The 24,402-nt window shown below is 71.5% G+C and carries 25 protein-coding genes and 1 tRNA gene; 9 read left to right on the forward strand and 17 right to left on the reverse strand.

Annotated features, from left to right (window positions below; translation table 11 throughout):
* Positions 1-6: 6 nt before the first annotated feature.
* Both CRP50_RS18175 and CRP50_RS18180 read right to left on the reverse strand, forming a co-directional pair.
* Complete coding sequence (locus tag CRP50_RS18175) at positions 7-2,286, reverse strand: NADP-dependent malic enzyme (RefSeq protein WP_097280602.1); 2,280 nt, start codon at positions 2,284-2,286, stop codon at positions 7-9.
* 94 nt (positions 2,287-2,380) lie between these two features.
* Entirely contained in the window at positions 2,381-2,902 is a 522-nt protein-coding gene (locus CRP50_RS18180; protein WP_097280603.1) for a hypothetical protein, read from the reverse strand.
* 248 nt (positions 2,903-3,150) lie between these two features.
* On the opposite strand from CRP50_RS18180, the gene mutS reads away from it, so the two are divergent.
* Entirely contained in the window at positions 3,151-5,784 is a 2,634-nt protein-coding gene (mutS, locus tag CRP50_RS18185; protein WP_097280671.1) for a DNA mismatch repair protein MutS, read from the forward strand.
* 240 nt (positions 5,785-6,024) lie between these two features.
* On the opposite strand, the gene CRP50_RS18190 is transcribed toward mutS, so the two are convergent.
* The 10 genes from CRP50_RS18190 to CRP50_RS18235 form a co-directional block, all read right to left on the reverse strand.
* On the reverse strand, positions 6,025-6,582 hold the full coding sequence (locus CRP50_RS18190; protein ID WP_097280604.1) for an ankyrin repeat domain-containing protein: 558 nt from the start codon (positions 6,580-6,582) through the stop codon (positions 6,025-6,027).
* A 24-nt stretch (positions 6,583-6,606) separates the two neighbouring features.
* Positions 6,607-7,383, reverse strand: coding sequence for a cobalt-precorrin-6A reductase (locus CRP50_RS18195; RefSeq protein ID WP_217992075.1), 777 nt, complete (start codon positions 7,381-7,383; stop codon positions 6,607-6,609).
* The gene (locus tag CRP50_RS18200; protein ID WP_097280605.1) at positions 7,370-8,449 is read right to left on the reverse strand and encodes a cobalt-precorrin-5B (C(1))-methyltransferase; all 1,080 of its coding nucleotides are present in this window, start codon (positions 8,447-8,449) and stop codon (positions 7,370-7,372) included. The genes CRP50_RS18195 and CRP50_RS18200 overlap by 14 nt, the downstream gene beginning before the upstream one ends.
* A gap of 52 nt (positions 8,450-8,501) precedes the next feature.
* Positions 8,502-9,725: a multidrug effflux MFS transporter gene (locus tag CRP50_RS18205; RefSeq protein WP_097280606.1), complete on the reverse strand. Its 1,224-nt coding sequence runs from the start codon at positions 9,723-9,725 to the stop codon at positions 8,502-8,504.
* 102 nt (positions 9,726-9,827) lie between these two features.
* A complete protein-coding gene (locus tag CRP50_RS18210; protein ID WP_097280607.1) occupies positions 9,828-10,406 on the reverse strand; it encodes an SIS domain-containing protein in 579 nt (192 codons plus the stop codon).
* Positions 10,407-10,497: 91 nt separating this feature from the next.
* A complete protein-coding gene (locus tag CRP50_RS18215) occupies positions 10,498-10,764 on the reverse strand; it encodes a glutaredoxin domain-containing protein (protein WP_097280608.1) in 267 nt (88 codons plus the stop codon).
* A 92-nt stretch (positions 10,765-10,856) separates the two neighbouring features.
* Positions 10,857-11,264 carry a hypothetical protein gene (locus CRP50_RS18220; RefSeq protein ID WP_097280609.1) on the reverse strand — a complete coding sequence of 136 codons (408 nt, stop codon included), beginning with the start codon at positions 11,262-11,264 and terminating at the stop codon, positions 10,857-10,859.
* Between the two features lie 75 nt (positions 11,265-11,339).
* The gene (locus tag CRP50_RS18225; RefSeq protein WP_097280610.1) at positions 11,340-12,719 is read right to left on the reverse strand and encodes a TrkH family potassium uptake protein; all 1,380 of its coding nucleotides are present in this window, start codon (positions 12,717-12,719) and stop codon (positions 11,340-11,342) included.
* Positions 12,716-13,384, reverse strand: a complete 669-nt coding sequence (locus CRP50_RS18230) for a potassium channel family protein (RefSeq protein ID WP_176525250.1) — start codon at positions 13,382-13,384, stop codon at positions 12,716-12,718. The genes CRP50_RS18225 and CRP50_RS18230 overlap by 4 nt, the downstream gene beginning before the upstream one ends.
* Before the next feature lie 151 nt (positions 13,385-13,535).
* A tRNA-Gly gene (locus tag CRP50_RS18235) sits at positions 13,536-13,610 on the reverse strand.
* 309 nt (positions 13,611-13,919) lie between these two features.
* Between CRP50_RS18235 and trxA the strand changes: the two genes are divergently transcribed.
* From trxA to CRP50_RS18255, 4 genes are all read left to right on the forward strand, one after another.
* Complete coding sequence (gene trxA, locus CRP50_RS18240) at positions 13,920-14,846, forward strand: thioredoxin (protein WP_097280612.1); 927 nt, start codon at positions 13,920-13,922, stop codon at positions 14,844-14,846.
* A gap of 144 nt (positions 14,847-14,990) precedes the next feature.
* Positions 14,991-15,659 carry an LON peptidase substrate-binding domain-containing protein gene (locus CRP50_RS18245; RefSeq protein ID WP_176525257.1) on the forward strand — a complete coding sequence of 223 codons (669 nt, stop codon included), beginning with the start codon at positions 14,991-14,993 and terminating at the stop codon, positions 15,657-15,659.
* A 53-nt stretch (positions 15,660-15,712) separates the two neighbouring features.
* Positions 15,713-15,913, forward strand: a complete 201-nt coding sequence (locus CRP50_RS18250; protein ID WP_097280614.1) for a Trm112 family protein — start codon at positions 15,713-15,715, stop codon at positions 15,911-15,913.
* Positions 15,910-16,263: a gamma-butyrobetaine hydroxylase-like domain-containing protein gene (locus CRP50_RS18255; protein ID WP_097280615.1), complete on the forward strand. Its 354-nt coding sequence runs from the start codon at positions 15,910-15,912 to the stop codon at positions 16,261-16,263. Before CRP50_RS18250 ends, CRP50_RS18255 begins: the two co-directional genes overlap by 4 nt.
* Before the next feature lie 17 nt (positions 16,264-16,280).
* On the opposite strand, the gene queF is transcribed toward CRP50_RS18255, so the two are convergent.
* Entirely contained in the window at positions 16,281-16,709 is a 429-nt protein-coding gene (queF, locus tag CRP50_RS18260) for a preQ(1) synthase (protein WP_097280616.1), read from the reverse strand.
* Positions 16,710-16,834: 125 nt separating this feature from the next.
* On the opposite strand from queF, the gene dapB reads away from it, so the two are divergent.
* The gene (gene dapB, locus CRP50_RS18265) at positions 16,835-17,641 is read left to right on the forward strand and encodes a 4-hydroxy-tetrahydrodipicolinate reductase (RefSeq protein WP_097280617.1); all 807 of its coding nucleotides are present in this window, start codon (positions 16,835-16,837) and stop codon (positions 17,639-17,641) included.
* 133 nt (positions 17,642-17,774) lie between these two features.
* On the opposite strand, the gene CRP50_RS18270 is transcribed toward dapB, so the two are convergent.
* Both CRP50_RS18270 and CRP50_RS18275 read right to left on the reverse strand, forming a co-directional pair.
* Positions 17,775-18,962, reverse strand: coding sequence for an O-antigen ligase family protein (locus CRP50_RS18270; protein WP_101614016.1), 1,188 nt, complete (start codon positions 18,960-18,962; stop codon positions 17,775-17,777).
* Between the two features lie 91 nt (positions 18,963-19,053).
* Entirely contained in the window at positions 19,054-20,127 is a 1,074-nt protein-coding gene (locus tag CRP50_RS18275; RefSeq protein ID WP_097280619.1) for a hypothetical protein, read from the reverse strand.
* Positions 20,128-20,258: 131 nt separating this feature from the next.
* Here CRP50_RS18275 and truA point away from each other — a divergent pair, with 131 nt between their 5' ends.
* On the forward strand, positions 20,259-21,020 hold the full coding sequence (truA, locus tag CRP50_RS18280) for a tRNA pseudouridine(38-40) synthase TruA (RefSeq protein ID WP_097280620.1): 762 nt from the start codon (positions 20,259-20,261) through the stop codon (positions 21,018-21,020).
* Complete coding sequence (locus tag CRP50_RS18285; RefSeq protein ID WP_097280621.1) at positions 21,017-21,331, forward strand: DMT family transporter; 315 nt, start codon at positions 21,017-21,019, stop codon at positions 21,329-21,331. Before truA ends, CRP50_RS18285 begins: the two co-directional genes overlap by 4 nt.
* Here CRP50_RS18285 and CRP50_RS18290 read toward each other — a convergent pair.
* Entirely contained in the window at positions 21,315-22,262 is a 948-nt protein-coding gene (locus tag CRP50_RS18290) for an alpha/beta hydrolase (protein ID WP_097280622.1), read from the reverse strand. The genes CRP50_RS18285 and CRP50_RS18290 overlap by 17 nt on opposite strands.
* A 16-nt stretch (positions 22,263-22,278) precedes the next feature.
* A complete protein-coding gene (locus tag CRP50_RS18295; RefSeq protein ID WP_097280623.1) occupies positions 22,279-22,974 on the reverse strand; it encodes a gamma-glutamylcyclotransferase in 696 nt (231 codons plus the stop codon).
* A gap of 178 nt (positions 22,975-23,152) precedes the next feature.
* Between CRP50_RS18295 and CRP50_RS18300 the strand changes: the two genes are divergently transcribed.
* The gene (locus tag CRP50_RS18300; RefSeq protein ID WP_097280673.1) at positions 23,153-24,400 is read left to right on the forward strand and encodes an MFS transporter; all 1,248 of its coding nucleotides are present in this window, start codon (positions 23,153-23,155) and stop codon (positions 24,398-24,400) included.
* Positions 24,401-24,402: the final 2 nt, after the last annotated feature.

The following is a 24,402-nucleotide window of genomic DNA, read 5'->3' on the forward strand; positions in this document are numbered from 1 at the left end:
TCCGCCTCAGCGCCGCACGGCGTCGTGGGCCGCCAGCACCGCCATGTGCACCATGTCGGAGACGGTGGCGTCCATGTTGACGATCTGCGCCGGCTGCGACAGGCCCATGAGGATCGGCCCGATCACCGTGCCGCCGCCCAGCTTCTGCAGCAGCTTGTAGCTGATGTTGGCGGAATGCAGGCCGGGCATGATGAGCACGTTGGCCGGCCCCGACAGGCGGGTGAAGGGGTACTTCTCCTGCAGCTCGGGGTCGAGGGCGGTGTCGGCGCCCATCTCGCCGTCGTACTCGAAGTCGACGCCGCGGTTCTCCAGCTCGGCGACGGCGAGGCGGACATGGCCGGGAACCTCGCCCTCCGGGTTGCCGAAGTTGGAGTAGGACAGCAGCGCGACGCGCGGCTCGTGGCCCATCTGGCGGGCCTTTTCCGCCGTCTGCACGGCGATGTCGGCCAGCTGCTCGGCGGTCGGGGTTTCATGCACAGTGGTGTCGGCGATGAACACCGTGCGGCCGCGGATGACCATGACCGTCAGGCCGAACACCAGCTTGCCCGGCTCGGGGTCGATGGCGCGCTGGATCTCGGTGAAGGCCTGGTAGTAGCTGCGGGTCAGGCCGGTCACCATGGCGTCGGCGTCGCCCATGGCGACCATGGTGGCGGCGAAGATGTTGCGGTCCTGGTTCACCAGACGCTGGGCGTCGCGGTAGAGGGCGCCGCGGCGCTGCAGGCGCTTGTACAGGAAATCGGTGTAGCGGGCGTTGTGCTGCGACAGCTTGGCGTTGACGATCTCCAGGCCCTGGGCGGCGCCGGCGAGGCCGAGCTGCTTCAGGGTCTCGGCGATGCGCTCCTCGCGGCCGACCAGGATGGCCTGGCCGTAGCCGGCGTTGCGGTAGGCGAGCGCGGCGCGGATGGACTTTTCCTCCTCGCCCTCGGCGAAGACCACGCGCTGCGGGTTGGCGATCACCTGATCGGCGATGGCCTGCAGGCTGGCCGCCGTCGGGTCGAGGCGGGCCGACAGTTCGTGGCGGTAGCCGTCCAGGTCGATGATCGGCCGGCGCGCCACGCCGGTGTCCATGGCCGCCTGCGCGACGGCCGGCGGGATGGTGTAGATGAGGCGCGGGTCGAACGGCACCGGGATGATGTATTCCGGCCCGAAGCGCAGCTTGCGCCCCGAATAGGCGGCCGCCACCTCGTCGGGCACGTCCTCGCGCGCCAGGCTGGCGATGGCCTGGGCGGCGGCGATCTTCATGGCCTCGTTGATGGTCGTCGCCCGCACGTCGAGCGCCCCGCGGAAGATGTAGGGGAAGCCCAGCACGTTGTTGATCTGGTTGGCGTAGTCGGAGCGGCCGGTGGCCATGATGGCGTCGCCGCGCACCGACTGCACCTCTTCCGGCGTGATCTCGGGGTCGGGGTTGGCCATGGCGAAGATGATGGGGCGGTCAGCCATGCCCTCGACCATCTCCGGCGTCACGGCGCCCTTCACCGACAGGCCGAAGAACACGTCGGCGCCCTTCATGGCGTCTTCCAGCGTGCGCACGTCGGTCTCGATGGCGTGGGCGCTCTTCCACTGGTTCAGGTCGGTGCGGCCCTTGTGGATGACGCCCTTGGTGTCGCACAGGGTGACGTTGTCGTGGCGCACGCCCATGGCCTTGACCAGCTCGACGCAGGCGATGGCGGCGGCGCCGGCGCCGTTGACGACGATCTTCACCGTGTCGATGGAGCGCTCGGTCATCTCCAGCGCGTTCAGCAGGCCGGCGGCGGCGATGATGGCCGTGCCGTGCTGGTCGTCATGGAACACCGGAATGTCCATGATCTCGCGCAGCTGCTGCTCGATGATGAAGCACTCGGGCGCCTTGATGTCTTCCAGGTTGATGCCGCCGAAGGACGGACCGAGGAAGCGCACGCAGTTGATGAATTCATCCACGTCGCGGGTGTCGACCTCGAGGTCGATGGCGTCGACGTCGGCGAACTTCTTGAACAGGACGGCCTTGCCCTCCATCACCGGCTTGCCGGCCAGCGCGCCCAGGTCGCCCAGGCCGAGCACGGCGGTGCCGTTGGAGATGACGGCCACCAGATTGCCCTTGGCGGTGTAGTCGTAGGCCAGCGACGGGTCGCGGGCGATTTCCTTGCAGGGCGCGGCGACGCCGGGGGAATAGGCCAGCGACAGGTCGCGCTGGGTGGTCAGCGGTTTGGTCGGCGTGATCTCGATCTTGCCCGGCCGCCCGGAGGCGTGCATGAGCAGGCTTTCGTGTTCGAGATTCTTGCGGCTCTGCTTGCTGGTATCGTCTTCCATGGTGCTGACCGTTTTCCCCGGGGTGTTTGCGGCGCCCGGGGTGGTCCCGGGCGCCGCAGGGTCGTGAAGGGCGGACTGAGGGGCGCGCGGACCGTTACGGTTCGGTGCGGGCGGGACCGACGTGCAGGTGGATGTTGCTGGCGCCGTGGCGTTCCAGGATCTCCCGCGCCTTGGGCTCGCGCGCGGCCGGATCGGCGGTCACGTCGGCCCACAGGGCGACGGAGCCGGCGGCCAGCTCGCGGGCGAATTCCTCGGTGTCGGGCAGCGAGGTCACTTCCTCCACCAGGTCGCGCACGGCGGCGATGCCGACGCCGGCCCCCACCAGGGCGGCGATGGCCGCGCCGGTCGGGCCGGAGGCGAGCGCGATGAGGCCGGCGCCCACCAGCGGCACCTCGTAGCGCCATTCGGTCAGCAGCGGCAGCAGGCGTTCGCGCAGCGACAGCTCGCCGTCGCCGCGGCCGACGTCGATGGCCTCGTGGCTGGTCAGCAGCGACAGGTCGGTGCGGTCGAAGCCGGCGGCGCGCAGGTCCTTGATGGCCTGTTCCAGGCTGTCGCGGTCGGCGAACAGGCCGACCACTTCGCGGTGTTCGGGCGTGCCGGGCGTGGTGTCGGACAAGGAGATCGTTTCCCGTAGGCTTGGGGTTTCGCAACAAAACTTCGGGCGCGTATTCTGCCCCACAGGGCCCTTCATGCATAGCCCCGCGTGAGGGTATAACGGGCCCGTCACACTGCCCGCCGCATCCGCCACCCGAGCAACCAGCCGGAGCCCCCGTGTCCCTGACCGCCCCCGCGACCGCGACCGACGGACTGCCGACCGCCGCCCCCGAGGACCCCGACGCCGCCGCGCTGGACGGTGTCACGCCCATGATGGCGCAGTACCTCGCCATCAAGCGCGAGCATGCCGACTGCGTGCTGTTCTACCGCATGGGCGACTTCTACGAGCTGTTCTTCGACGACGCCGTGAAGGCGGCGGAAGCGCTGGACATCGCGCTCACCAAGCGGGGCAAGCACCTCGGCGAAGACATTCCCATGTGCGGCGTGCCGGTGCATTCCCACGAGGCGTATCTCGCGAAGCTCATCCGCAAGGGCTTCAAGGTCGCCGTGTGCGAGCAGATGGAAGACCCCGCCGAAGCGAAGAAGCGCGGCGGCAAGACCCTGGTGAAGCGCGAGGCGGTGCGCATCGTCACCCCCGGCACGCTGACGGAAGACAGCCTGCTCGACGCCCGCCGCCACAACTACCTCGCCGCGCTGGCCGATGCCGGCGGCGGGCTCGGGCTCGCGTGGCTCGACGTCTCCACCGGCGCCTTCACCTGCCAGCCCATCGGCGAGGCGCAGGCCGCCGCCGCGCTTGCCCGCCTCGCCCCCGGCGAGCTGCTGGCGCCCGACCGCCTGCTGCAGCGGGAAGGCCTGTTCGAGGTCTTCGCCGAGTACAAGGACCGCCTGTCGCCCCTGCCGTCGGCCCGCTTCGACAGCACCAACGCCGCCAAACGGCTGGAGGCGTTGTACGGAGTGAAGGCGCTGGACGCCTTCGGCGGCTTCTCGCGGGCCGAGATCGCGGCGGCCGGCACCCTCGTCGACTACGTGGAGCTGACCCAGAAGGGCAAGCTGCCGCGCATCGGGGCGCTGCGCCAGCTGGCCGCCGGCGCGGTCATGGAGATCGACGCCGCCACCCGCCGCAACCTGGAACTGGCCGAGACCCTGACCGGCGAGCGCAAGGGCTCGCTGCTCGCCGTCATCGACCGCACGGTCACCGGCGCCGGCGCCCGCCTGCTCGCCGCCCATCTGGCCGCGCCGCTGACCGACCCGGCGGAAATCGCCGCCCGCCACGACGCCGTGCAGTTCTTCACCGAGGCCGGCCGGGTGCGCGAGGACGTGCGCGACCGCCTGCGCCAGTGCCCGGACGTGGAGCGCGCCCTCACCCGCCTGTCGCTCGGCCGCGGCGGTCCGCGCGACCTCGCCAACGTGCGCGACGCGCTGGGGCAGGTGCCGGGCCTGCGGGTCGCCATCACCGAAAGCGGTTTCGCGAGCGTCCCCAAAGGCCTGACCGAGACCTGCAAGCGCCTCGGCCGGCACGACGTGGTGGTGGAGCGGCTGATGCGGGCGCTCGACGCCGACCTGCCGCTGCTCGCCCGCGACGGCGGCTTCATCGCCGCCGGCTATCACCCGCAGCTGGACGAGCTGCGGTCGCTGCGCGACGAGAGCCGCCGCCTCATCGCCGGCCTGCAGCAGACATACGTGGAGGAAACCGGCATCTCGTCCCTGAAGGTCAAGCACAACAACGTGCTCGGCTACTTCCTGGAGATGCCGGCCAAGCAGGGCGAGAAGCTGCTGGCCGACAAGGACGGCCCCTTCATCCACCGTCAGACCATGGCCAATGCCGTGCGCTTCACCACGGTCGCCCTGTCGGAGCTGGAGGACAAGATCCGCGGCGCCGCCGACAAGGCCCTGGCGCTGGAACTGGAGCTGTTCGCCGATCTGGTGCGCGAGGTGCTCGACCGCGCCGCCGACATCGCCGCCGCCGCCGAGGCCCTGGCGGAGCTGGACGTCTCCGCCGCGCTCGCCGAACTGGCGGTCGACCGCCGCTGGGTGCGGCCCGAGGTGGAGGAGACGACCGCCTTCCACATCCGCGCCGGCCGTCATCCGGTGGTGGAGGCGGCGCTGGCCCGCGCCAACGAAGGCCCCTTCGTCGCCAACGACTGCGACCTGTCGCCCGAGCAGCGGCTATGGCTGGTCACCGGCCCCAACATGGCCGGTAAGTCCACCTTCCTGCGGCAGAACGCGCTCATCGCCATCCTGGCGCAGATGGGCAGCTTCGTGCCGGCCGAGAGCGCCCGCATCGGCGTCGTCGACCGCCTGTTCTCCCGCGTCGGCGCCGCCGACGATCTGGCGCGCGGGCGCTCCACCTTCATGGTGGAGATGGTGGAAACCGCCGCCATCCTGAACCAGGCGACCGAGCGCAGCCTCGTCATCCTGGACGAGATCGGCCGCGGCACCGCCACCTTCGACGGCCTGTCCATCGCCTGGGCGACGGTCGAGACCCTGCACGAGGTCAACCGCTGCCGCGCCCTCTTCGCCACCCATTACCACGAGCTGACGGCGCTGACGGCGCGGCTGGCGCGCCTGTCGTGCCATTCCATGCGCATCAAGGAATGGCAGGGCGAGGTGGTGTTCCTGCACGAGGTGGCGCCGGGTGCGGCCGACCGCTCCTACGGCATCCACGTCGCCAAGCTGGCCGGCCTGCCGCCGGCGGTGGTGGCGCGGGCCGAGGAAGTGCTGGCGACGCTGGAGTCGGGCGAGCAGTCCTCGGCCATCACCCGCCTCGCCGACGACCTGCCGCTGTTCGCCGCGGCGGTGAAGAACGTGGAGCGCCAGGAGGCCCAGGCCGCCGCCACCGGCCCGTCACCGGCGGAAGAGGCGCTGCGTGCCCTCGACCCCGACGCCATGACCCCGCGCGAGGCCCTGGACGCCCTCTACCGGCTTAAGGGGTTGCTGGGGTGAGCATGGCCGTTTCCTGAGAAAGTGTCATGGCCGGGCTCGACCCGGCCACCCACGGCGCCACGGTCGGCGGCCGTGGGCGACGTCCTCCACGGCAGACGCCGTGCACGCCGTGGATGCCCGGCTCGGTGGCCGGGCATGACAAGGTATTGAAACGTCACATCAAATTGTCATGGCCGGGCTTGACCCGGCCACCCACGGCGCCACGGTCGGCGGCCGTGGATGCAGCCCCGCCGCTTCCCGTCACTTCGCCTTGTTCAACTCCGCCGTGACGCGGTTGCCCTGGGGGCCGCCGGCCCAGCCGAAGGCGTCGCGGCCGGTGTAGTCGGACAGGCGCGGGTCGGCGCCCGCGGTGACCAGCTGGCGGACGACGGCCACCTGCCCGTCGCGCGCCGCCGCCATGAGCGGCGTGACGCCCTGGCGGTTCTGGTTGTCGGTCTTGGCGCCGGCCGTCAGCAGGCGCTCCACGATGTGGGCGTGGCCGGCTTCCGCGGCCCAGTAGAGGGCGGTGTTGCCGAGGCGGTCCACCGCGTCGGGGCGGGCGCCGTGGTGCAGCAGCGTTTCGATCATGTCGAGCCGGTTGGCGCGCGTCGCCACCACCAGCAGCGGCTGGCCGTCGTTGTCGGTGGCCGCCGGGTTGCCGCCGCCCAGCAGGTAGGCGGTGAGGCCTTGCGCGTTGCCGTCGCGGATGTTCTCCACCACCTCCTTCTCGAAGCGGATGATCATGTTCGCCTGCGCGTCCGGCGCGGCGGCGAGCAGGATCAGGGTGGCGGCGAGGACGGCGGCGGAACGGCGGACCATGGAACTCTCCCGGAGCTTCGGCCTTCAAGGGCGCTTCGGTTGGGGATTGTCGGGATGCGCAAGGGTGCGGTCAAGCCACTCGAGCGCAGCGGCAATCGTCGCCACCGCCTCGCCCGGCTCCGGCGGCGGGCGGCGGATCATCACCACCGGCAGCCCGAGGGCGCGCGCCGCCGCCAGCTTGGCCTCCGTCGCCGCCCCGCCGCTCGCCTTGGTGACCAGGGCGTCGACGCCGTGGGCGCGGAACAGCGCGATCTCCTCCGCCTGCGAAAACGGTCCGCGCCCGGCGACCACGGCGGCGCCGGGCAGCGGCGGAGTCGGCGGCGGCTCGATCAGGCGCACGACGCAGGGAAGACCGGCGAAGGGGGCGAGGTCGGCGGTGCCGAGGGTCACGAAGGGCCGGCGGGCGACCGCGCGCACCCGGGCGGCGGCCTCCGCCGTCGAGTCGACCGGCAGCCAGCGGTCGCCGGTCTGCGCGATCCACTCCGGCCGGCGCAGGATCAGGCGGGGCAACCCGGTCGTTTCGCAGGCGAGACGGGCGTTGCGGCTGATGGTGGCGGCGAAGGGATGGGTGGCGTCGACGACGGCGCCGATGCCGTCGCCCCTCAGGAAGGCCGCCAACCCCGCCGCGCCGCCGAAGCCGCCGACACGCACCTCGACCGGCGGCGGGCGGCGCGCTTCCGCCCGGCCGGCGAGGGAATAGACGACGCGCAAGCTCTCGCCCCGCCGCTCCGCCACGGCGCGGGCCAGTGCCGCCGCCTCGGTGGTGCCGCCGAGGAGGAGCAGGGCGTCACGGGCCGGCACGGCCGACCTCCCGCCCCTGGCGGTCGAAGGCCAGCACGGCGACGGCGACGCCGCCCGACAGGGTGGCCAGCGCCACCTCCCGCGCCCGCGCGCAGATCAGGTCGCCGAGGCGGCGGTCGAGGCCGAGGGCGCGGGCGATCTCCAGCACCGCACCGGCGGTGGTCGCCGCGCCGGCGGCGTCGACGGCATCCGGCGGGGCACCCAGGTCGTGCAGCATGACGGCCAGCGCGCCCTGGTCGACCCGGCTGCGACTGGAGTGCAGGTCCATGTGGCCGTCGGCCAGCTTGCTGATCTTGGCGAGGCCGCCGGCCAGCGTCAGGCGCGGCACCGGGTGCTTGCGCAGGTACTTCAGCACGGCGCCGGCGAAGTCCCCCATGTCGATGAGCGCTTCCTCGGGCACCGGGAAGAGGGCACGGGCGGCCCGTTCCGAGGTATCGCCGGTGGCGGCGAGGAGGTGGTCGCAGCCGGCGGCGCGGGCGACGTCGATGCCGCGGTGGATGGAGTGGATCCAGGCGGCGCAGGAATAGGGCACCACCACCCCCGTCGTCCCCAGCACCGACAGGCCGCCGAGGATGCCGAGCCGGGGGTTCATGGTCTTCAGTGCCAGCGCCTCGCCGCCGACGATGCCGACGGTGACTTCCGCGTCCACCGGCTCGCCGCCGGCGGCCAGGGTCAGGTTCTCGGCGATCATGGCGCGCGGGGCGGGGTTGATGGCGGGTTCGCCCGGCGGCAGCGGCAGGCCCGGCTTGGTGACCGTGCCGACGCCCGCCCCGGCGCGGAACACGACGCCCGATCCCGGCGGCAGCAGGCGCACCGAAACGACGATCTCCGCCCCGTGGGTGACGTCGGGGTCGTCGCCGGCGTCCTTGATGACCGACGCGGTGGCGACGCCGCCTTCCAGGCTCGTGCGGTTGAGCGCGAAGGCCGGCGTCAGGCCCTTGGGCAGCAGGATCTCCACCGGATCGGGGAAGGCGCCCGTGCGCAGGGCGGTCAGGCAGGCGCGCGCCGCGGCGGTGGCGCAGGCGCCCGTGGTCCAGCCTTTGCGCAAGGGGCGGGTGTCGGTCATGGCGCGACTGTACACCGGCCGGCGGGGAGCGTCATGTCCCCGCACCACCCCCTCACTCCGCCGCTGCGGCCTCGGCCCGGTGGCCGCCGCCGCGCACCAGCAGTACGAAGCACAGCAGCGCCGCGACGCCGCAGAGCGCCATGGAGGTGGTCATCACCCGCGTCGTGCCGTCGTGCAGCAGCCCGACCAGCCAGCCGGTGAGTGCGCCGGCGCCCATCTGCAGGAAACCGAGCAGCGACGATGCGGTGCCCGCCATGCGGGGAAAGGGCGAGATGGCGCCGGCTGTGCCGTTGGGCATGAGCACGGCGGCGCCGAAGAAGTAGATGGACACCGGCAGGATCACGGCCACCACCGTCTCCACGCCGGCCCAGGCGAGGCCCGCCGCCGCCACGCCCGCCAGCGCCGCGACGAGGGAGCCGAAGGCGAGCAGGCGCTCGATGCCGAGGCGCCCGCTCAGGCGGCCTCCGCCGAAGGCACCGGTGATGTAGCCGACGACGACGGCCATGAAGGCGAAGCCGAAGTACTGCGGGTCGACGCCGAGCACGTCGATGACCACGAAGGACGATCCCGAAATGAAGCTGAACAGCCCGGCGAATCCGAGCGCCACGCACAGCGTGTGGCCCATGAAGACGCGGCTCTTCAGCAGGTAGCCGAAGTTGGCGGCGAGCCGCGAGGGCCGTGTCGCCAGCGGGTCGCGGTGGGCGTTGGTCTCGCGCAGCATGGCCCAGGTGGCGACGGTGACGGCGATGCCGAAGACCGTCAGGGCGACGAAGTTGGCGCGCCAGCCGAAGCCGGCGTGCAGGGCGCCGCCGATCATGGGCGCGACGGCCGGCGCCAGCGCCATGGCCGAGGCCATGTACGACAGCATGCGGGCGGCTTCCGTCCGGTCGTAGACGTCGCGTACCACGGCGCGGCCGATGACCGGCCCGGCGCAGGCGCCGATGGCCTGCAGAAAGCGGCCGACCAGCAGCGCCTCGATGCTCGGCGCCACCATGCAGACGACGCTCGCCGCCACGTAGAGCGCCGCCCCGCCGATGAGCAGCGGTCGCCGCCCGAAGCGGTCGGACAGCGGCCCGTAGACCAGCATGCCGAAGGCGAAGCCGGCCGCGAACACCGACAGGGTGAGCTGCACCATGCTGACGGAGGTGTCGAAGGCCCGCGTCATGTCGGGCAGCGACGGCAGGTAGAGGTCCGTCGACATAGGGCCGAAGGCGACCAGCGCCGTCAGCAGCACGGCGACGGGAAAGGACCGGGGATCGAATTTGGCGGCGGACATGCGGCGGGCGGGCTTCCGGCGTTCGATTGCAGGTGAAACGAACGCCGATTGAGCCCCGCCCGACCCACCGGGTCAAGCGCCGGATGAACCGGCAGGGGCAGGTCAGCGGTCGGCCAGGGCCTCTTCCACCAGCTCGCAGATCAGGTGGCCGCAGGCGATGTGCATTTCCTGGATGCGGTCGGTGCGGGTGGCGGGCACCACGAGGGCGATGTCGCTCGCCTCCTTCAGCTTGCCGCCGGCCCCGCCGGTGAAGCCGAGCACGGTGACGCCCATCTCGCGCGCCGCCTCCACCGCCTTCATGACGTTGGGGCTGTTGCCGCTGGTGGTGATGGCGACCAGCACGTCGCCGCGCTTGCCGAGCCCCCGCAGCTGGCGGGCGAAGATGTCGTCGAAGCCGAAGTCGTTGCCGATGGCGGTCAGCGCCGAGGTATCCACCGTCAGGGCCACGGCCGGCAGCGGCGCGCGGTCGATGCGGTAGCGGCCGAGCAGCTCGGCGGCCAGGTGCTGGCTGTCGGCGGCCGAGCCGCCGTTGCCGCAGAAGAACACGGTATTGCCACGCGACAGGGCGGCGACCACCGCTTCGGCCATGGCGGCGACGGTGGCGGCGTGGGCGTCGAGCGCGCGGAAGTTCTCGGCGATGGCGGCGAAGGTGTCGGCGGCGCGGCGGGCGTAGTCGGTCATGGTGCGGGCGGGGGTCCCTGAAACGAGCGGGGCGGCGGCCGCTGGCGGGCCGTCCGCCCCCGGAATGCCGGACGGGTGACGGTCCGGCGGATCAGGCCTGCGCCTCGGGGTACATCTTGCGCAGCTTCTCGAGGATCGGCTGCTCGTATTCCATCAGGTTGTCGTAGCCGCCGATGAGGTGGCCGTCGATGAGGATCTGCGGCACGGTCTTGGCCTCGGGCAGGCGTTCCTTCATCTTGCCGAAGTCGGCGACGGAGGACACGTCGATCTCCTCGTAGGGGATGTTGTGTTCCTTGAACCAGGCCTTGGCCTTCTGGCAGTACATGCAGGTCTGCTTGGTGTAGATCTCGATCGCCATGGTCGTCTGCAATCCTCTGGGTCTGCGGGTGCGGGGGCGTGAGGCAAAGGTGGCGCGGATCGGCCCGCCTTGCAAGCCGCCGCGGCCGGATTTCAGCGCGCCGCCGCCTCGCCGTCGTGAAGGGTGACGCCGGCGCCGGCGCGCAGGTCGTGGATGGCGCAGTACTTGGCGCGCTTCTTCAACTCGCGGCACAGCACCGGCGCCAGCGCCGGGTCGCCGACCAGGTAGAGGCGGGTGAACATGCCCTTGCCGGGGATGTCGACCACCTTGGTCATGCGCTTGAAGTACAGAACGCCGGGCCAGAAGTCGGCCAGCTTCCACCAGTCCGTCGGCGCGTTGCCGGGCATCTTGTAGGACCCGACGTGGACCGCGAAGGCGAGCGCGCCGGCTTCGGCCTCGGCCTCGGTGATCTCCATGTCCGGGCCGGCCGCGGCCGCCGGTCCCGGCGCGGCGACGAGGGCCCCGACGGCGATGGCCGCCGCCGCGATGATGGTCCGCATGGCCGTTATCCCCCTGCCGTGGCGCGATGATCGTCGAAACGTGCTTGTTCTTCATCGCCCAAGGCGACCGCAGCGTCAACCGGTGAGCACGTCGGCGCGCGGATGGGAGATGCGCGTCGGGCGCGGGGTGAGCAGCGCGTACCCCAGCGCCAGCGGCCCGAGGCGGCCGGCCAGCATGAGCACGATGAGCACGATCCGCCCGGCGGTACCCAACTCGCCGGTCAGGCCGCGCGACAGGCCGACGGTCGCGTGCGCCGACACCGCCTCGAAGCTGGCGTTCAGGAAGTCGGCCTGCGGCTCCGCCACCACCAGCGCGAAGGTGCCGAGCGCCACCGTGCCCACCCCGACGACCGCGATGGCGAGCGCCCGGCGCACGGTGTCGAGCGTGAGGGAGCGATCGGCCAGCACCACCTCGTCGCGGCGGCGCAGGAAGGCGGTGGTGGCGGCCAGCATGATGACGGCGGTCGACACCTTGATGCCGCCGCCGGTGGAGGTGGGGCCGGCGCCGATGAACATGAGCACCATGACCACGAAGGCGGCCGCCGTGCCGAGCCCGCCCATGTCGATGGTATTGAAGCCGGCGGTGCGCGTCGTCACCGACTGGAACAGGGCGGCCAACGCCTTCTCCACCGGGTCGTGCAGGCCGCCGAGGGTCGCAGGGTTGGACCATTCCAGCAGCGCAATGACCGCCCAGCCGAGGCCGACGAGGGCCAGCGAGCCGAAGATCATCACCCGCGTGTGCGGGCTCCAGCGGCCGGGCGGCGTGCGGCTCGCCAGTTCGTGCAGCACCGGGAAGCCGATGCCGCCGAGGACGATGAGCGTCACCACCACGGCGTTGCTGACGGGGTCGCCGGCGAAGCGGGTCAGGCTGTCGGGCCACAGGGCGAAGCCGGCGTTGTTGAAGGCGGACACGCTGTGGAACAGGCCGTTCCACGCCGCCTGCCGCAGGCCCATGGTCGGCGTCCACCAGGCGGTCAGCAGCACCGCCCCCGCCGCCTCGATCAGCAGCGTCATGCGGCCGATGCGCAGGGCCATGGCGAGCACATCGCCGACCGCCGTCACGCCGAGGGATTCGCCCAGGTTCAGCCGGTGCCCGAGGCCGAGCCGGCCGCCGGCGGCGATGATGGTGAGCGCGCCGAGCACCATGATGCCGAGCCCGCCGACCTGGATGAGGGCCAGGATCACCCCCTGCCCCGCCAGCGTGAAGGCGGTGCCGGTGTCGGCGACGGCGAGGCCGGTGACGGTGACGGCGGAGACGGCGGTGAACCATGCGTCCAGCGGCCCGAGGCCGGCGCCCTCGGTGGTCATGCCCGGCAGCAGCAGCAGCGCCATGCCCGCCGCCGACAGGATCACCAGCGACAGGGCCAGCAGGTGCGGCGGCGCGAGGCGGATGACGCGATGGTCCGGCCGCCGCCCCGCCGGCGGGCCGAGGCCGTGGCGGCTCTTGTCGATCATTGCGGCGGCTCGAGCCGCGCCAGGCGTTCGATGGCCGGCCGCTCGCCCAGGATGACGAGGCGGTCGCCGGTTTCCAGCTCCAGCCCGAGCGCGGGGTCGCGCAGGATCTCGCGGCCGCGCTTGAGCACCAGGACCTGCAGCGGCAGCTGGTCGGGGATGCCGGCGTCGGCGAGCGTGCGGCCCTTCAGCTGGCCGTCGATGCGGTACTCGGCCACATAGGTGTCGTCGCCGAGCGGCATGTAGTCGGTGATGCCGGGGTAGACGAGGGCATGGGCGATGCGCACGCCCATCTCGTGCTCGGGCAGGATGACGCGGTCGGCGCCGATGCGGGCGAGGATGCGGCGGTGGTCGTGGGTCAGCGCCTTCACCCACACGCGCGGCACCTTCATGGCCTTCAGGTGCAGGGTGGCGAGGATGCTCGCCTCCAGGTGTTCGCCGATGGCGACCACGGCGCCGTCGAAGTCGGCGACGCCCAGTTCCTCCAGCACCTTCTCGTCGCGCACGTCGGCGACGACGGCGTGGGTGAGCAACTCGGCGGCGCGCTCCACCCGCTCGCGGTGGCTGTCGACGCCGAGCACGTCGTGGCCCATGCGCATCAGCTCCTCGCCCAGCGGCAACCCGAAACCGCCGAGCCCGACGACCAGGAACTGCTGCTTCGATGCCATGGCGGGACGCCTTTCGCTGCCGAGGGTGCGGCGCGACCATAGCACGGCGGCGGGCATCGGGCGATGTGACGGCGCGGCGGCGGGTGGCTGCGGTCGGGCGAGGGCTGGAAAACGCGAAAGGCCGGTTCCATCGGAACCGGCCTTCCTGTATTGGAGCGGGCGAAGGGATTCGAACCCTCGACCCCAACCTTGGCAAGGTTGTGCTCTACCCCTGAGCTACGCCCGCATCGGGTAAACTGCCTCAACTCCTTGGTGCCGTTCGTTTTTTCGTCCGGCTCGGCGTCGCGGCGTGGAGGGGAATATATACAGGTCGAAAAACGATGCAAGCCCTTTTTTCAGAAATTTTCGCGACCCCCTCGCCGCCTCGCCGGGGCACGCCGATCCACCCCCGACGGTTCCGCGTTTGGCCCTTGCCAGGAAAGCGCCGTCGCGCCATTTACGTAAGCGAATTGCGATCATCTTCCACACGTGCGGCGGGCGCCGGGCCGCGGGCCGGGCGCTTGCGCCGCACCAGCACGACCGGGGACGGACCGACATGAGCTTCATTCTCGACGACGGCATGGGCAAGCCCCAGCCCCAGCAGGGCGCCGGCGGCGACGCCGTCAAGGAGACCACGGCGGCCACCTTCATGGCCGACGTCATCGAGCAGTCGCAGACGGTGCCCGTCATCGTCGACTTCTGGGCGCCGTGGTGCGGCCCGTGCAAGACCCTCGGCCCGACGCTGGAAAAGCTGGTGCGCCAGTCGGGCGGCCGGGTGAAGATGGTGAAGATCAACGTCGACGAGGAACAGCAGCTCGCGGCGCAGTTCCGCATCCAGTCCATCCCCACCGTCTATGCCTTCAAGGACGGCCGCCCGGCCGACGGCTTCCAGGGCGCGCTGCCGGAAAGCCAGCTGAAGCAGTTCATCGACCGCCTGGTGGGCGGCGGCGCCAACGTCATCGACGACGCGATCGCCCAGGCCAAGGAAGCGCTGGACGCCGGTCAGGCCGAACAGGCCGCCGCCATCTATGAAGAGGTGCTGGGCGAGGACCCGGCCAACCCGGTGGCGCTCGCCGGCATCATGCGCTGCTACATGGCCATGGGCGAAGCCGACGCGGCGCGCGAGGTGCTGGGCCAGCTGCCGGCCGACATTCTGGCGCACCCCGAGGTGCAGGGCGTGAAGACGGCCCTGGAACTGGCCTCGGAAGCCGGCAAGTACGCCGACGAGATCGCCGAGCTGGAGGCCCGCGTGCAGGCCGCCCCCGCCGACCTCGACGCCCGCTTCGAGCTGGCCAACGCCCTCTATGCCGCCAACAAGCGCACCGAAGCGGTGGATCAGCTGCTGGAAATCTTCAAGCGCGACCGCACCTGGAACGAGGAAATGGCGCGCAAGCAGCTGGTGAAGTTCTTCGAGGCCTTCGGGCCGACCGATCCGGCCACCATCCACGGCCGTAAGAAGCTGTCGCTGCTGATGTTCGCCTGAGCCGCCGGAAGGGCGGCGGCCGCGCCCACCGCGCGAGACGCCGCCCCGCCGCCATGCTAGACTCCGGGTCCGGCCGTCGGTGCCGGCGCAGTCCTGCGCCAGCCTCGGCCGCGCCCGATTTGCGGGGAGACCGACGTCGTGACCATGCCAGGGCCGTTCCACCCCCGCCGCGAGGATCTTCCCGACGTCGTTCCCATCTTTCCGCTGGCCGAGGTGCTGCTGCTGCCTAGCGGGCGCCTGCCGCTGAACATCTTCGAACCGCGCTATCTGAACATGGTGCTCGACGCGCTCGGCGGTGGCCGCATGATCGGCATGGTGCTGCCGCTCGACAACGGCCCGCTGCAGCCCGGCCGCGACCGGCCGCAGGTGTTTTCCGTCGGCTGTGCCGGGCGGATCTCGGCCTTCTCCGAAACCGACGACGGCCGCATCCTCCTGACGCTGACCGGCGTTTGCCGCTTCGGTGTCGGCAAGGAACTGCCGCTGCATCGCGGCTATCGGCGGGTGGAGGCGCAGTGGGGCGACTTCGTGCAGGACCTGGAGCTGCCGGGCGACATCAGCCTGAACCGCGAGCGCGTGATGGCGGCCCTGAAGGCTTTCTCCGCCCGGCACCGCATGCAGATCGACCCGCAGATCGTCGGCGCCCTGACGCCGCTCAACCTGGTGACCAGCCTCGCCATGCTGTGCCCCTTCTCGCCGGTGGAGCGGCAGGCGCTGCTCGAGGCCGACAGCCCGCAGGAGCGCGCCGACACCCTGGTGACGCTGCTCGAAATGGGCGCCTTCGACCGCGGGCTGCCGCCGGCCAGCCGCCAGTGACCCTTTCACCGTCCGCCCGCCCCGCCGCGGGCGTCTTCACGAGGACCCGACCGATGCCGCAATCCGCCGCCGCCATCGACCCGAAACTGCTGGAAATCCTGGTCTGCCCGCTGACCAAGGGGCCGCTGCGCTACGACCGCGAGGCTAACGAGCTGATTTCCGACAAGGGGGGCCTCGCCTACCCCATCCGCGACGGCATTCCCATCATGCTCATCGACGAGGCGCGCCCGCTCGACGAAGGCCACGGCGCATGACCGACGCCTGGCCGGAAGAAATCGGCGTCGACCGCGCCGAGCGCACCCTCACCGTCGCCTTCGACACCGGCGAGCAGTTCGTTCTGCCGGCGGAATATCTGCGCGTCCACAGCCCTTCGGCCGAGGTGCAGGGCCACAGCGCGGCGGAGAAGAAGACGGTCGCCGGCAAGCGCGGCGTCGGCATCTCCGACCTCGAGCCGGTGGGCAACTACGCGGTGCGCATCCTGTTCGACGACGGCCACACCACGGGCATCTTCACCTGGCAGTACCTGCTCGACCTCGGCCGCCGGCAGGGCGAACTCATGGCCGCCTACGAAGCCGACCTGGCGTCCAAGGGCCTGAGCCGATAGGGGGAACCGCGGGGGCGTCAGCCCTCGCGCGTGTACTCGATGCGCGGCCAGAACGAAATGCCGCCGCGCGGGGTGAACTGCCCCTCGATCACCATCCACGCGGGATCGAGCAGCGCCACCAGGTCGGCGTGCATGCGGGTGACGCAGCTTTCGTGGAACTCGCCGATGTTGCGGAAGGACATCAGGTAGACCTTCCAGCTCTTGCTCTCCAGGCACCAGTCGCGCGGCGTGTATTCCAGTACGATGGTGGCGTAGTCGGGCTGGCCGGTGAGCGGGCAGAGCGACGTGAACTCGGGCGCCACCACCTTCACCACCGACCGGCCCTTGGCGGCCTTCATGGGATTGGGAAAGCGCTCCAGCAGCGCCGGATTGGCGGTGTCGTACTCGTAGCGGGTGTCGCGGCCCAGCTGCGTGAGCGTCGAGGTATCGGAGAGCTTCTCGGTCATCGGTCCTGTCCAGGCTTGGCAAAAGCGGAAGATGGAGCGCCCCCGCCCCGGGTGGCAAGGTTGCCCGCGCCGCCGGGGCTGCTATAACGGCGGAACCATCCCGTATCAACGATAGGACCGCCGCCATGAAGATCGGAATCGTCGGCTGCACCGGCCGCATGGGCCGCATGCTGCTGCAAGAGGTGCTGAAGACCGATGGTGCCGGGCTCGCCGGCGGCACGGCACGGGCAGGGTCTCCCCACGTCGGCCGCGACGTCGGCCTGCTGGTGGGCTCCGAAGAGGTCGGCGCTCTGGTGACCGACGACCCGGCGGTGCTGTTCGCCGCCGCCGACGCCGTCATCGACTTCACCTCCCCCACCGCCACCCTCGCCCACGTCAAGCTGGCGGCCGAACACGGCACCGCCCTGATCGTCGGCACCACCGGGATCAGCGCGGCCCAGGAAGCCGAGATCCGCGAGGCCGGCGGCAAGACGGTCGTGGTCATGGCGCCGAACATGAGCGTCGGCGTCAACCTGCTGTTCGCCCTGACGCAGCGGGTGGCGGCGACGCTCGGCATCGACTACGACATCGAGATCGTCGAGATGCACCACCGCCACAAGGTGGACGCCCCCTCGGGCACCGCCCTCGGCCTCGGCCGCGCCGCCGCCGCCGGGCGGGGCGTGGCGCTCGACGACGTGGCGGTGTGGGCGCGCGAAGGCTTCACCGGCCCGCGCGAGCAAGGCGCCATCGGCTTCGCCACCCTGCGCGGCGGCGACGTGGTGGGCGACCACACGGTGGTCTTCGCCGCCGAGGGCGAGCGCGTGGAACTGACCCACAAGGCCTCCAGCCGCGCCGTCTTCGCCAAGGGCGCCGTGCGCGCCGCCCTGTGGTGCGACGGCCGGGCGCCGGGCTTCTACACCATGTTCGACGTGCTGGGGCTGCCGGCGGAGTGACGGGGCGCGGTGAGGGCCGAGTCGCGCTCGGTCCTCACCGGACGGTGCGACTGCGCCGCGCGGCTCCTGCCGCGGGAGCCAGGCGGCCGCAGGCCGCGCCCGGCGCCTGAGGGCGCTGTCGGGATCGCCCCGATCACGGCAGCCGGACAGACGCCTCGCTGCGCGAGGCCGCCAGGGCGAAGACGAGCAGCACCAGCCCGGCCAGCCACCAGCTCTGCCAGACGCCGTAGCCGGTGAGCCAAGCGCCGGCGAGCGCGCCGAGCGCCCCCAGGGTGCAGGCGCGCTCGGCCGTCGGCAGGCGGCGGGTGCGCAGCATCAGCCACGCGACGAATCCGACGCACAGCGCATAGCCGACCAGCCCCGTCTCCAGCATCACCTGGATGTAGGCGTTGTGGGTGTGCAGCGGGATGATGTCGGCGTCCGGCGCCACGAACAGGTTGGTGACGCCGAAGTTGGGCATGGCGCGCGCCGTGCCCAGGCCCCAGCCGAACAGCGGCTGCTCGGCGATGCGGTCGCCGGCGAAGCTCCAGATGAAGAAGCGGTGCAACAGCGAGCGCGGCAGCGCCGTGGAGTCGCCCAGCCACTCGTGGAATTGTGCCGCCAGCGGAACGACCACCACGGCGCCGGCCGTGAAGCCCGCCGCCAGCACCGCCGGCGCCGCCCGCAGCACCAGCGCGAGCCCGCCGGCTGCGACGCCGGCCACCGCCGCCATGCCCGCCGTGCCGCTGTCGAGCCCGACCGCCGCCGCCAGCGCCAGCGGCGGCAGCGCCAGGGCGAGGCGCCTGCGGCCGAGCGCGGCCGCCGCCTGCGCCGCCGGCCAGCTCAGCAGCACCATCATCAGGGTGGCGCGGTTGAGGACGTAAGGATCGGCCGACGCCGCCCAGCCGAGGGCATGCACCAGGCTGTGGTAGGGTCGGCCCAGGTGGCCTTCCAGGACGATGACGGCGATCAGGGCCGCGCCGGAGACCAGCGTCGCCCGCCGCACCGGGCCGCGCGCCGCCTCGGGCAGGGCGCAGGCGCCGCCGCCGAGCAGGGCGAGGGCGAGCAGCAGTCCCGCCAGTTGCCCGGCCTTGCCGAAGGTCTCGCCGGCATCCAGGCTCCAGGCGGCGGTGGCGAGGCCCCAGGCGAGGAAGGCGAGCGGGGCGGCCAGCATGGTCCGCGTCGGGCGCGGCCGCAGCCCCGCCGCCCACAGCGCCCCGGCGAGGCCGAGGGCGGTCACGGCGGCCACCACCGTGGTGCCGAGCGGCGCGAGAAAGACGATCAGGTGGGCGAGGACGATGCCGGCGACGGCGACGGCCGCGACGGGGACGGATTTCTGCATGACGCTTCCTGCCGAAGGCATCCGGCTCGGGCCGCCGGTGCCGGGTCGGCGCGTACCATAGCCAGCGGCCGCGCCGTCGGCAACGGCGGCTCTACCCCAATTGCGAGAGCATGGGGGCGGCGTTCTCGAAGGACTTGATGCGGTCGAAGCCCTGGCGCATCTGCGTCATGATGAACTCGGCCCGCCGCACCGGGGCGCTGTCCACCTCGCCCGGGAACTGGCGCACCCAGGCGTTCATCTTCACCGTCAGGGCGCACAGCACGCCGCCGATTTCCGTGTGGTAGCTCTGGATCAGCTCCTTCACCCGCTGGAAGCGGATGGCCGAGATGTTGGACCACATTTCGGCGGTGGAACGGTCGAAGTTCTCGAACCGCCCGGTCACCGCCGCCGCCAGCTCGTTGAGGCGGGCCTCCATCATGGTGCAGGTCTGCATGAGCGACTGGTCGTTCTTCAACTGCCAGTTCTTGCGCAGGCAATCGACGCTGTCGATGAAGTTGTCGAGCAGCGGCTGGATGCGGTCCAGGCACTGGCGGTAGTAGGACAGCGACAGGAAGATGTCGCCGTAATCTTCCAGGAACTGCGGGATCTCCATCATGTCGATGGACAGCTTCTGCGCCATGATCCGCAGCTTTTCCTTGGCCTTCTTGACGTCGGGGTCGCGGAACAGGCGGACGATGTCGTCGAAGTCGTGGATCGCCACGTCGCTGTCGCCGTAGACCTGCAGGATAAGTGGCCGCGTGAAATTGGTCATGTAGTCGCCGAGTTCGGCGTTCTTTTCCGGCGACAGCTTCAGGGCGGCGTTGTCGCGCACGGAAATGCCGAGGCGGCGCAGCAGGATGCGCAGCGAGAAGACGTCGTAGGTGGGCAGCAGCGCCAACTGGCGCAGGGTCACCAGATCGGGGTGGGGCTTGCGCGGCTCGCCGTCGTCCTCGTCCTCGTCGTCGGCCGGGACCCAGCCGAACATCTTGGGCAGGGTGTCGATCTCGAGCTGGCCGGAGCCGGTCTCGCGCTCGGAATAGATTTCCACCACGCTGCGCAACTGGTGATTCTTGATCATGCGCGCGCGTTGCAGCGCCTTGGTCTCGATCGGGATGATCGAGAGCGGCAGGACATAGAGCGAGTCCATGTCCGAATCGACGATCGGCGTCACGGGCTTCGTACCCATGGCGGTGGTCCCCTCCTGCTTCGGTCGCCGCGCCCGCACACGCAGCGCGGACACTCTACCACAAATGCGTCATGGGGAAGATGCCGTCAGCGGCTCTGGCGGTGCCTGCGGCTTCCCGCTACAAAGGGGCCATGCCGCGCTACAAGCTCCTCATCGAATACGACGGCGGACCCTTCGTGGGCTGGCAGCGGCAGGCCAACGGCCTGTCGGTGCAGGAAGCCCTGGAGACGGCCGTCAACCGCTACTGCCAGGTCGACGCCGTGGTCCATGCCGCCGGCCGCACCGACGCGGGCGTCCATGCCCTCGGCCAGGTGGCGCACGTCGACATCCCGCGCGACGACCCGCCCGACCGGGTGCGCGACGCCCTGAACTTCCACCTGCGGCCGCACCCGGTGGCGGTGGTGACGGCGGAGGCGGTGGACGATCGCTTCCATGCCCGCTTCTCGGCGCGCGAACGCTCCTATGTCTACCGCATCCTCAACCGCCGCGCCGCCCCGGCGCTGGAGGCCGGGCGGGTGTGGTGGGTGGCGGCGGCGCTCGATGCCGAGGCCATGCACGCGGCGGCGCAGGAACTGGTCGGCCACCACGACTTCACCACCTTCCGCGCCCGCGAGTGCCAGGCCCAGTCGCCGGTGAAGACGCTGGACGAGATTTCCGTCACCCGCCACGGCGAGGAAATCCGCCTGTTCTGCCGCGCCCGGTCGTTCCTGCACCATCAGGTGCGCAACATGATGGGCACCCTGCGGCTGGTCGGCGAGGGCAAGTGGACGGCCGCCGACGTCGCCGCCGCCCTGGCCGCCCGCGACCGCGCCGCCGGCGGCCCGACGGCGCCGCCGCAGGGCCTGTACTTCCTGCGGGTGGAGTACCCGGCGTCGGAGGATGCCGCCCCGTGACGTGGCTGATCCTGTTCGCCGCCATCGCCTTCGAGGTGGCGGGCACCACCAGCATGAAGCTGTCGGAGGGCTTCACCCGGCTGTGGCCGTCGGTGGCGCTGTTCGTGTGCTACGCCGCCGCCTTCGCCCTGCTGACGCTGACGCTGCGCACCATGGGCGTCGGCCTCGCCTATGCCATCTGGTCGGGCGTCGGCACCGTGGCGACGGCGATCATCGGCTACATGATCTTCCAGGAACCCATGGGACCCATGAAGATCGCCTGCATCGGCCTGGTCACCGTCGGCGTCGTCGGCCTCATGCTGGCTGAGTGACCGGCGTCGCCGCGCCCTGCGGCCCAGGCCGCTGCCACCGCGGTCCGCCGCCGGTGACGCGGGCGAGGAAGGCGTTGATGGTGGGCGTCGCCACCTCGATGCGCTCGACGCTGTCGTGGTCGCAGCGGGTGTAGATCACCAGCTCCACGTCCTCCTCGGTGCGGCGGTTGCCGTGGATGGCGTAGGCGTCGGCCACCGGAACCATGCGGTCGTCCTCGCCGTGCAGCAGCAGCACCGGGCAGAGCGCGCGGCGGATGGTGTTCTTCGGCGCGATATCGCGGAAGCGCCAGCCGATGCGCCATTCCACGTAGCGGTTCACCAGCCAGCCGAGCGGCCGGTAGGGCACGCGCACCCGCTCCATGAACCGCCGCATGACCGTTTCCGGGTCGGCGAAGGCCGACAGCGACACCGCCCCCACCAGGTCGGAGCGCCGCGAGGCGGTGAGCAGCGCCGCGCAGGCGCCGACCGAATGGCCGAACACGGCGATGCGGTCGCGGTCGACCTCCGGGTGGGTGCGCAGCCAGTCGACGCCGGTGGACAGGTCCTCGGCGAAGCGCGGCATGCTGGCGAAGCTGTCCTGCTCGCTGTCGCCGTGGCAGCGGCTGTCGAGGAGCAGGAGGGCGTAGCCGGCCGTGTGCAGCGGCGCCACCACCGGCAGCAGCTGCGATCGGTTGGAGCCCCAGCCGTGCATCACCGCCACCGCCGGCGCCGGGCGCTGCACGCCGGGCGGCGGCGGGATGTACCACGCCGCCAGCCGCTTGCCGTTGACCGCCGTCAGGGCGACGTCGCGGCTCGGCAGGCCGAGGTCCTGCGGGTGCACGTCGTTGGGGTCGCGGGTCGGCCGGAAGCCGACGTCGATGACCAGGAAGACCGCCAGCAGCACCACCGTCGGGCCGATGATCGCCAGGGTCCAGATCAGCCACGGCGCCATGATCGCCGCCCTCCCCTCACTCGGCGCCGGCGGCGGAGGCCGCGGGACTCTGTTCGGTCGCCGCGACGACGTGATCGCGCAGGGCTCGCAGGCGGCGGTCGGGGATGCCCAGGTCCTCCAGGTGTTCGACCGTCGACAACAGGTATTGGGCGCAGGTGCCGAGCCGGCCGGTGGCGCGGGCGATGACCGACGCCGCCTCGGGCACGCTCAGCTTGCCGGCGTAGCGGGCGGCCTCGCGGTTGATGGTGAAGGCGATGGCGCGCACCTCGCCGGCGTCGGTGCGCACGCGGGTCCAGCGCGGCAGGTAGCCGTCGGAGACCATCTCGCGCCGCCACACGATGTCCAGTTCCTCCCACGCCTCCGCCGCCCGCACCCGGAAGGCGACGCCGCGGCAGGCGCCGCCGCGGTCGAGCCCGAGCACCAGGCCCGGGCATTCCGGCGTGCCGCGGCCGAGCGGCGTCCACAGGCAGAACCGGCGGTGCCAGCCGTGCAGGGTGCCGAGGCGGCGTTCGGCGAAGTGGAAGGCCGGGTTCCAGATGAGCGATCCGTAGCCGAACACCCACACGTCCTCGGGCGGCGTGCGGCGTCCCCCCAGCATGGCGAGGATGGAGGCGTGGCGTTCGGCTTCGGTGGTGAGGCGGATGGGGCAGCCGCTTTCCTCGATCATGCGCTGCAGGACGCCGTCGCGGATGCTGTCGCGGGTCAGGCTCAAGGCGGGTCACCTCGGGGAAACGTTTCAGCCACGGTACACCATAATGACGGCGACTTGGTGGCGGAACCGCACGGGGCCTCCGACCGAAGTGGCCCTGGTGGCCGGCCGACGCGCCGTGCTTAAGTCGGACGTCCGGGAAGCCAAGCCGTCCCTGCTGCTCCGAAAGGTCCGCCACCTCATGCCCGCCCTGCCCGCGAGCGCCCGTCTGCCGCTCGGCTCCGTGATCGCCCGCGTGTTCCTGCCTTTCGCGCTCGGCTATTTCCTCTCCTACCTCTACCGCAGCGTCAACGCCGTCATCTCGCCCTACCTGCGCACCGACGTGGGGCTGGAGGCGGCCGACCTCGGCCTGCTGACCAGCGCCTACTTCCTCGCCTTCGCCCTGGCCCAGCTGCCCATCGGCGTGGCGCTGGACCGCATGGGGCCGCGGCTGGTGGAAGCCTTCCTGCTGCTGTTCGCGACCGCCGGCGCGGTGCTGTTCGCCGTCGGGCAGGACACGGCGACGCTGGTGGCGGGGCGTGCGCTCATCGGCCTCGGCGTCGCGGCCTGCCTGATGTCGGCGCTGAAATCCATGACGCAATGGTTCCCGCTGGAGAAGCTGCCGCTGGTCAACGGCATCGTCGTCGCCTCGGGCGGCCTGGGCGCCCTGGCGGCGACGGCCCCGACGGAGCTGATCGTCGATGCCGTCGGCTGGCGGCCGGTGTTCTGGGGGCTGGCGGCGGTGACGCTCGCCTGCGCCGTGATCCTGGTGGTGGTGGTGCCCGAGAAGCGGCGCGAGGGCGCGCACGAAAGCCTGATCGACAGCCTGCGCACGCTCGGCGCCATCTTCCGCAGCCGCGCCTTCTGGCGCATCGCGCCGGCGGTCGCCATGAACCAGGGTGGCTTCATGGCCATCCAGGGTCTGTGGGCGGGGCCGTGGCTGCGCGACGTGGCCGGCCTGTCCAAGCCCGAGGCGGCGAGCGTGCTGCTGCTGACGGCGGCGGCCATGGTGGGCGGCCAGTTGGGCCTCGGCATCGTCGCCGAGCGCGCCGGGCGCGTGGGCGTGAAGCCGCTGACCGTCTTCGCCGTCGGCATGGGCCTGTTCATCACCGCCGAGGCGCTGCTGGCGCTGGGGGTGGTGAGCCTGACCGTGCCGCTGTGGATCGCCTTCGGCTTCTTCGGGACCGTCGGCATCCTGTGCTACGCCGTGCTGTCCAGGCAGTTCTCGGCCGCGCTCGCGGGGCGGACCAACACCAGCCTGAACCTGACCATGTTCGCCGCCGCCTTCGCCTTCCAGTGGGGCATGGGCGCCATCATCGGCCAGTGGCCGCAGGACGCCGCGGGCGCCTATCCGCCGGCCGCCTACAGCGCTGCCATCGGCACCGTCGTGGTGCTGCAGACCCTGGCCTGGGGCTGGCTGATCGTGAGCGGGTGGCGGGAACGCGCCTGAGC

The sequence above is a fragment of the Caenispirillum bisanense genome (assembly GCF_900230255.1).
Classification (GTDB): Bacteria; Pseudomonadota; Alphaproteobacteria; order Rhodospirillales; family Rhodospirillaceae; genus Caenispirillum; species Caenispirillum bisanense_A.

Bases quoted from the DNA above. Each gene is read 5' to 3' on its own strand.
- CRP50_RS18175 (WP_097280602.1), bottom strand. From the start codon at position 2,286: ATGGAAGACGATACCAGCAAGCAGAGCCGCAAGAATCTCGAACACGAA.
- mutS (WP_097280671.1), top strand. From the start codon at position 3,151: ATGATGGCGCAGTACCTCGCCATCAAGCGCGAGCATGCCGACTGCGTG.
- CRP50_RS18190 (WP_097280604.1), bottom strand. From the start codon at position 6,582: ATGGTCCGCCGTTCCGCCGCCGTCCTCGCCGCCACCCTGATCCTGCTC.
- CRP50_RS18200 (WP_097280605.1), bottom strand. From the start codon at position 8,449: ATGACCGACACCCGCCCCTTGCGCAAAGGCTGGACCACGGGCGCCTGC.
- CRP50_RS18205 (WP_097280606.1), bottom strand. From the start codon at position 9,725: ATGTCCGCCGCCAAATTCGATCCCCGGTCCTTTCCCGTCGCCGTGCTG.
- CRP50_RS18210 (WP_097280607.1), bottom strand. From the start codon at position 10,406: ATGACCGACTACGCCCGCCGCGCCGCCGACACCTTCGCCGCCATCGCC.
- CRP50_RS18215 (WP_097280608.1), bottom strand. From the start codon at position 10,764: ATGGCGATCGAGATCTACACCAAGCAGACCTGCATGTACTGCCAGAAG.
- CRP50_RS18220 (WP_097280609.1), bottom strand. From the start codon at position 11,264: ATGCGGACCATCATCGCGGCGGCGGCCATCGCCGTCGGGGCCCTCGTC.
- CRP50_RS18225 (WP_097280610.1), bottom strand. From the start codon at position 12,719: ATGATCGACAAGAGCCGCCACGGCCTCGGCCCGCCGGCGGGGCGGCGG.
- CRP50_RS18230 (WP_176525250.1), bottom strand. From the start codon at position 13,384: ATGGCATCGAAGCAGCAGTTCCTGGTCGTCGGGCTCGGCGGTTTCGGG.
- trxA (WP_097280612.1), top strand. From the start codon at position 13,920: ATGAGCTTCATTCTCGACGACGGCATGGGCAAGCCCCAGCCCCAGCAG.
- CRP50_RS18245 (WP_176525257.1), top strand. From the start codon at position 14,991: ATGCCAGGGCCGTTCCACCCCCGCCGCGAGGATCTTCCCGACGTCGTT.
- CRP50_RS18250 (WP_097280614.1), top strand. From the start codon at position 15,713: ATGCCGCAATCCGCCGCCGCCATCGACCCGAAACTGCTGGAAATCCTG.
- CRP50_RS18255 (WP_097280615.1), top strand. From the start codon at position 15,910: ATGACCGACGCCTGGCCGGAAGAAATCGGCGTCGACCGCGCCGAGCGC.
- queF (WP_097280616.1), bottom strand. From the start codon at position 16,709: ATGACCGAGAAGCTCTCCGATACCTCGACGCTCACGCAGCTGGGCCGC.
- dapB (WP_097280617.1), top strand. From the start codon at position 16,835: ATGAAGATCGGAATCGTCGGCTGCACCGGCCGCATGGGCCGCATGCTG.
- CRP50_RS18270 (WP_101614016.1), bottom strand. From the start codon at position 18,962: ATGCAGAAATCCGTCCCCGTCGCGGCCGTCGCCGTCGCCGGCATCGTC.
- CRP50_RS18275 (WP_097280619.1), bottom strand. From the start codon at position 20,127: ATGGGTACGAAGCCCGTGACGCCGATCGTCGATTCGGACATGGACTCG.
- truA (WP_097280620.1), top strand. From the start codon at position 20,259: ATGCCGCGCTACAAGCTCCTCATCGAATACGACGGCGGACCCTTCGTG.
- CRP50_RS18290 (WP_097280622.1), bottom strand. From the start codon at position 22,262: ATGGCGCCGTGGCTGATCTGGACCCTGGCGATCATCGGCCCGACGGTG.
- CRP50_RS18300 (WP_097280673.1), top strand. From the start codon at position 23,153: ATGCCCGCCCTGCCCGCGAGCGCCCGTCTGCCGCTCGGCTCCGTGATC.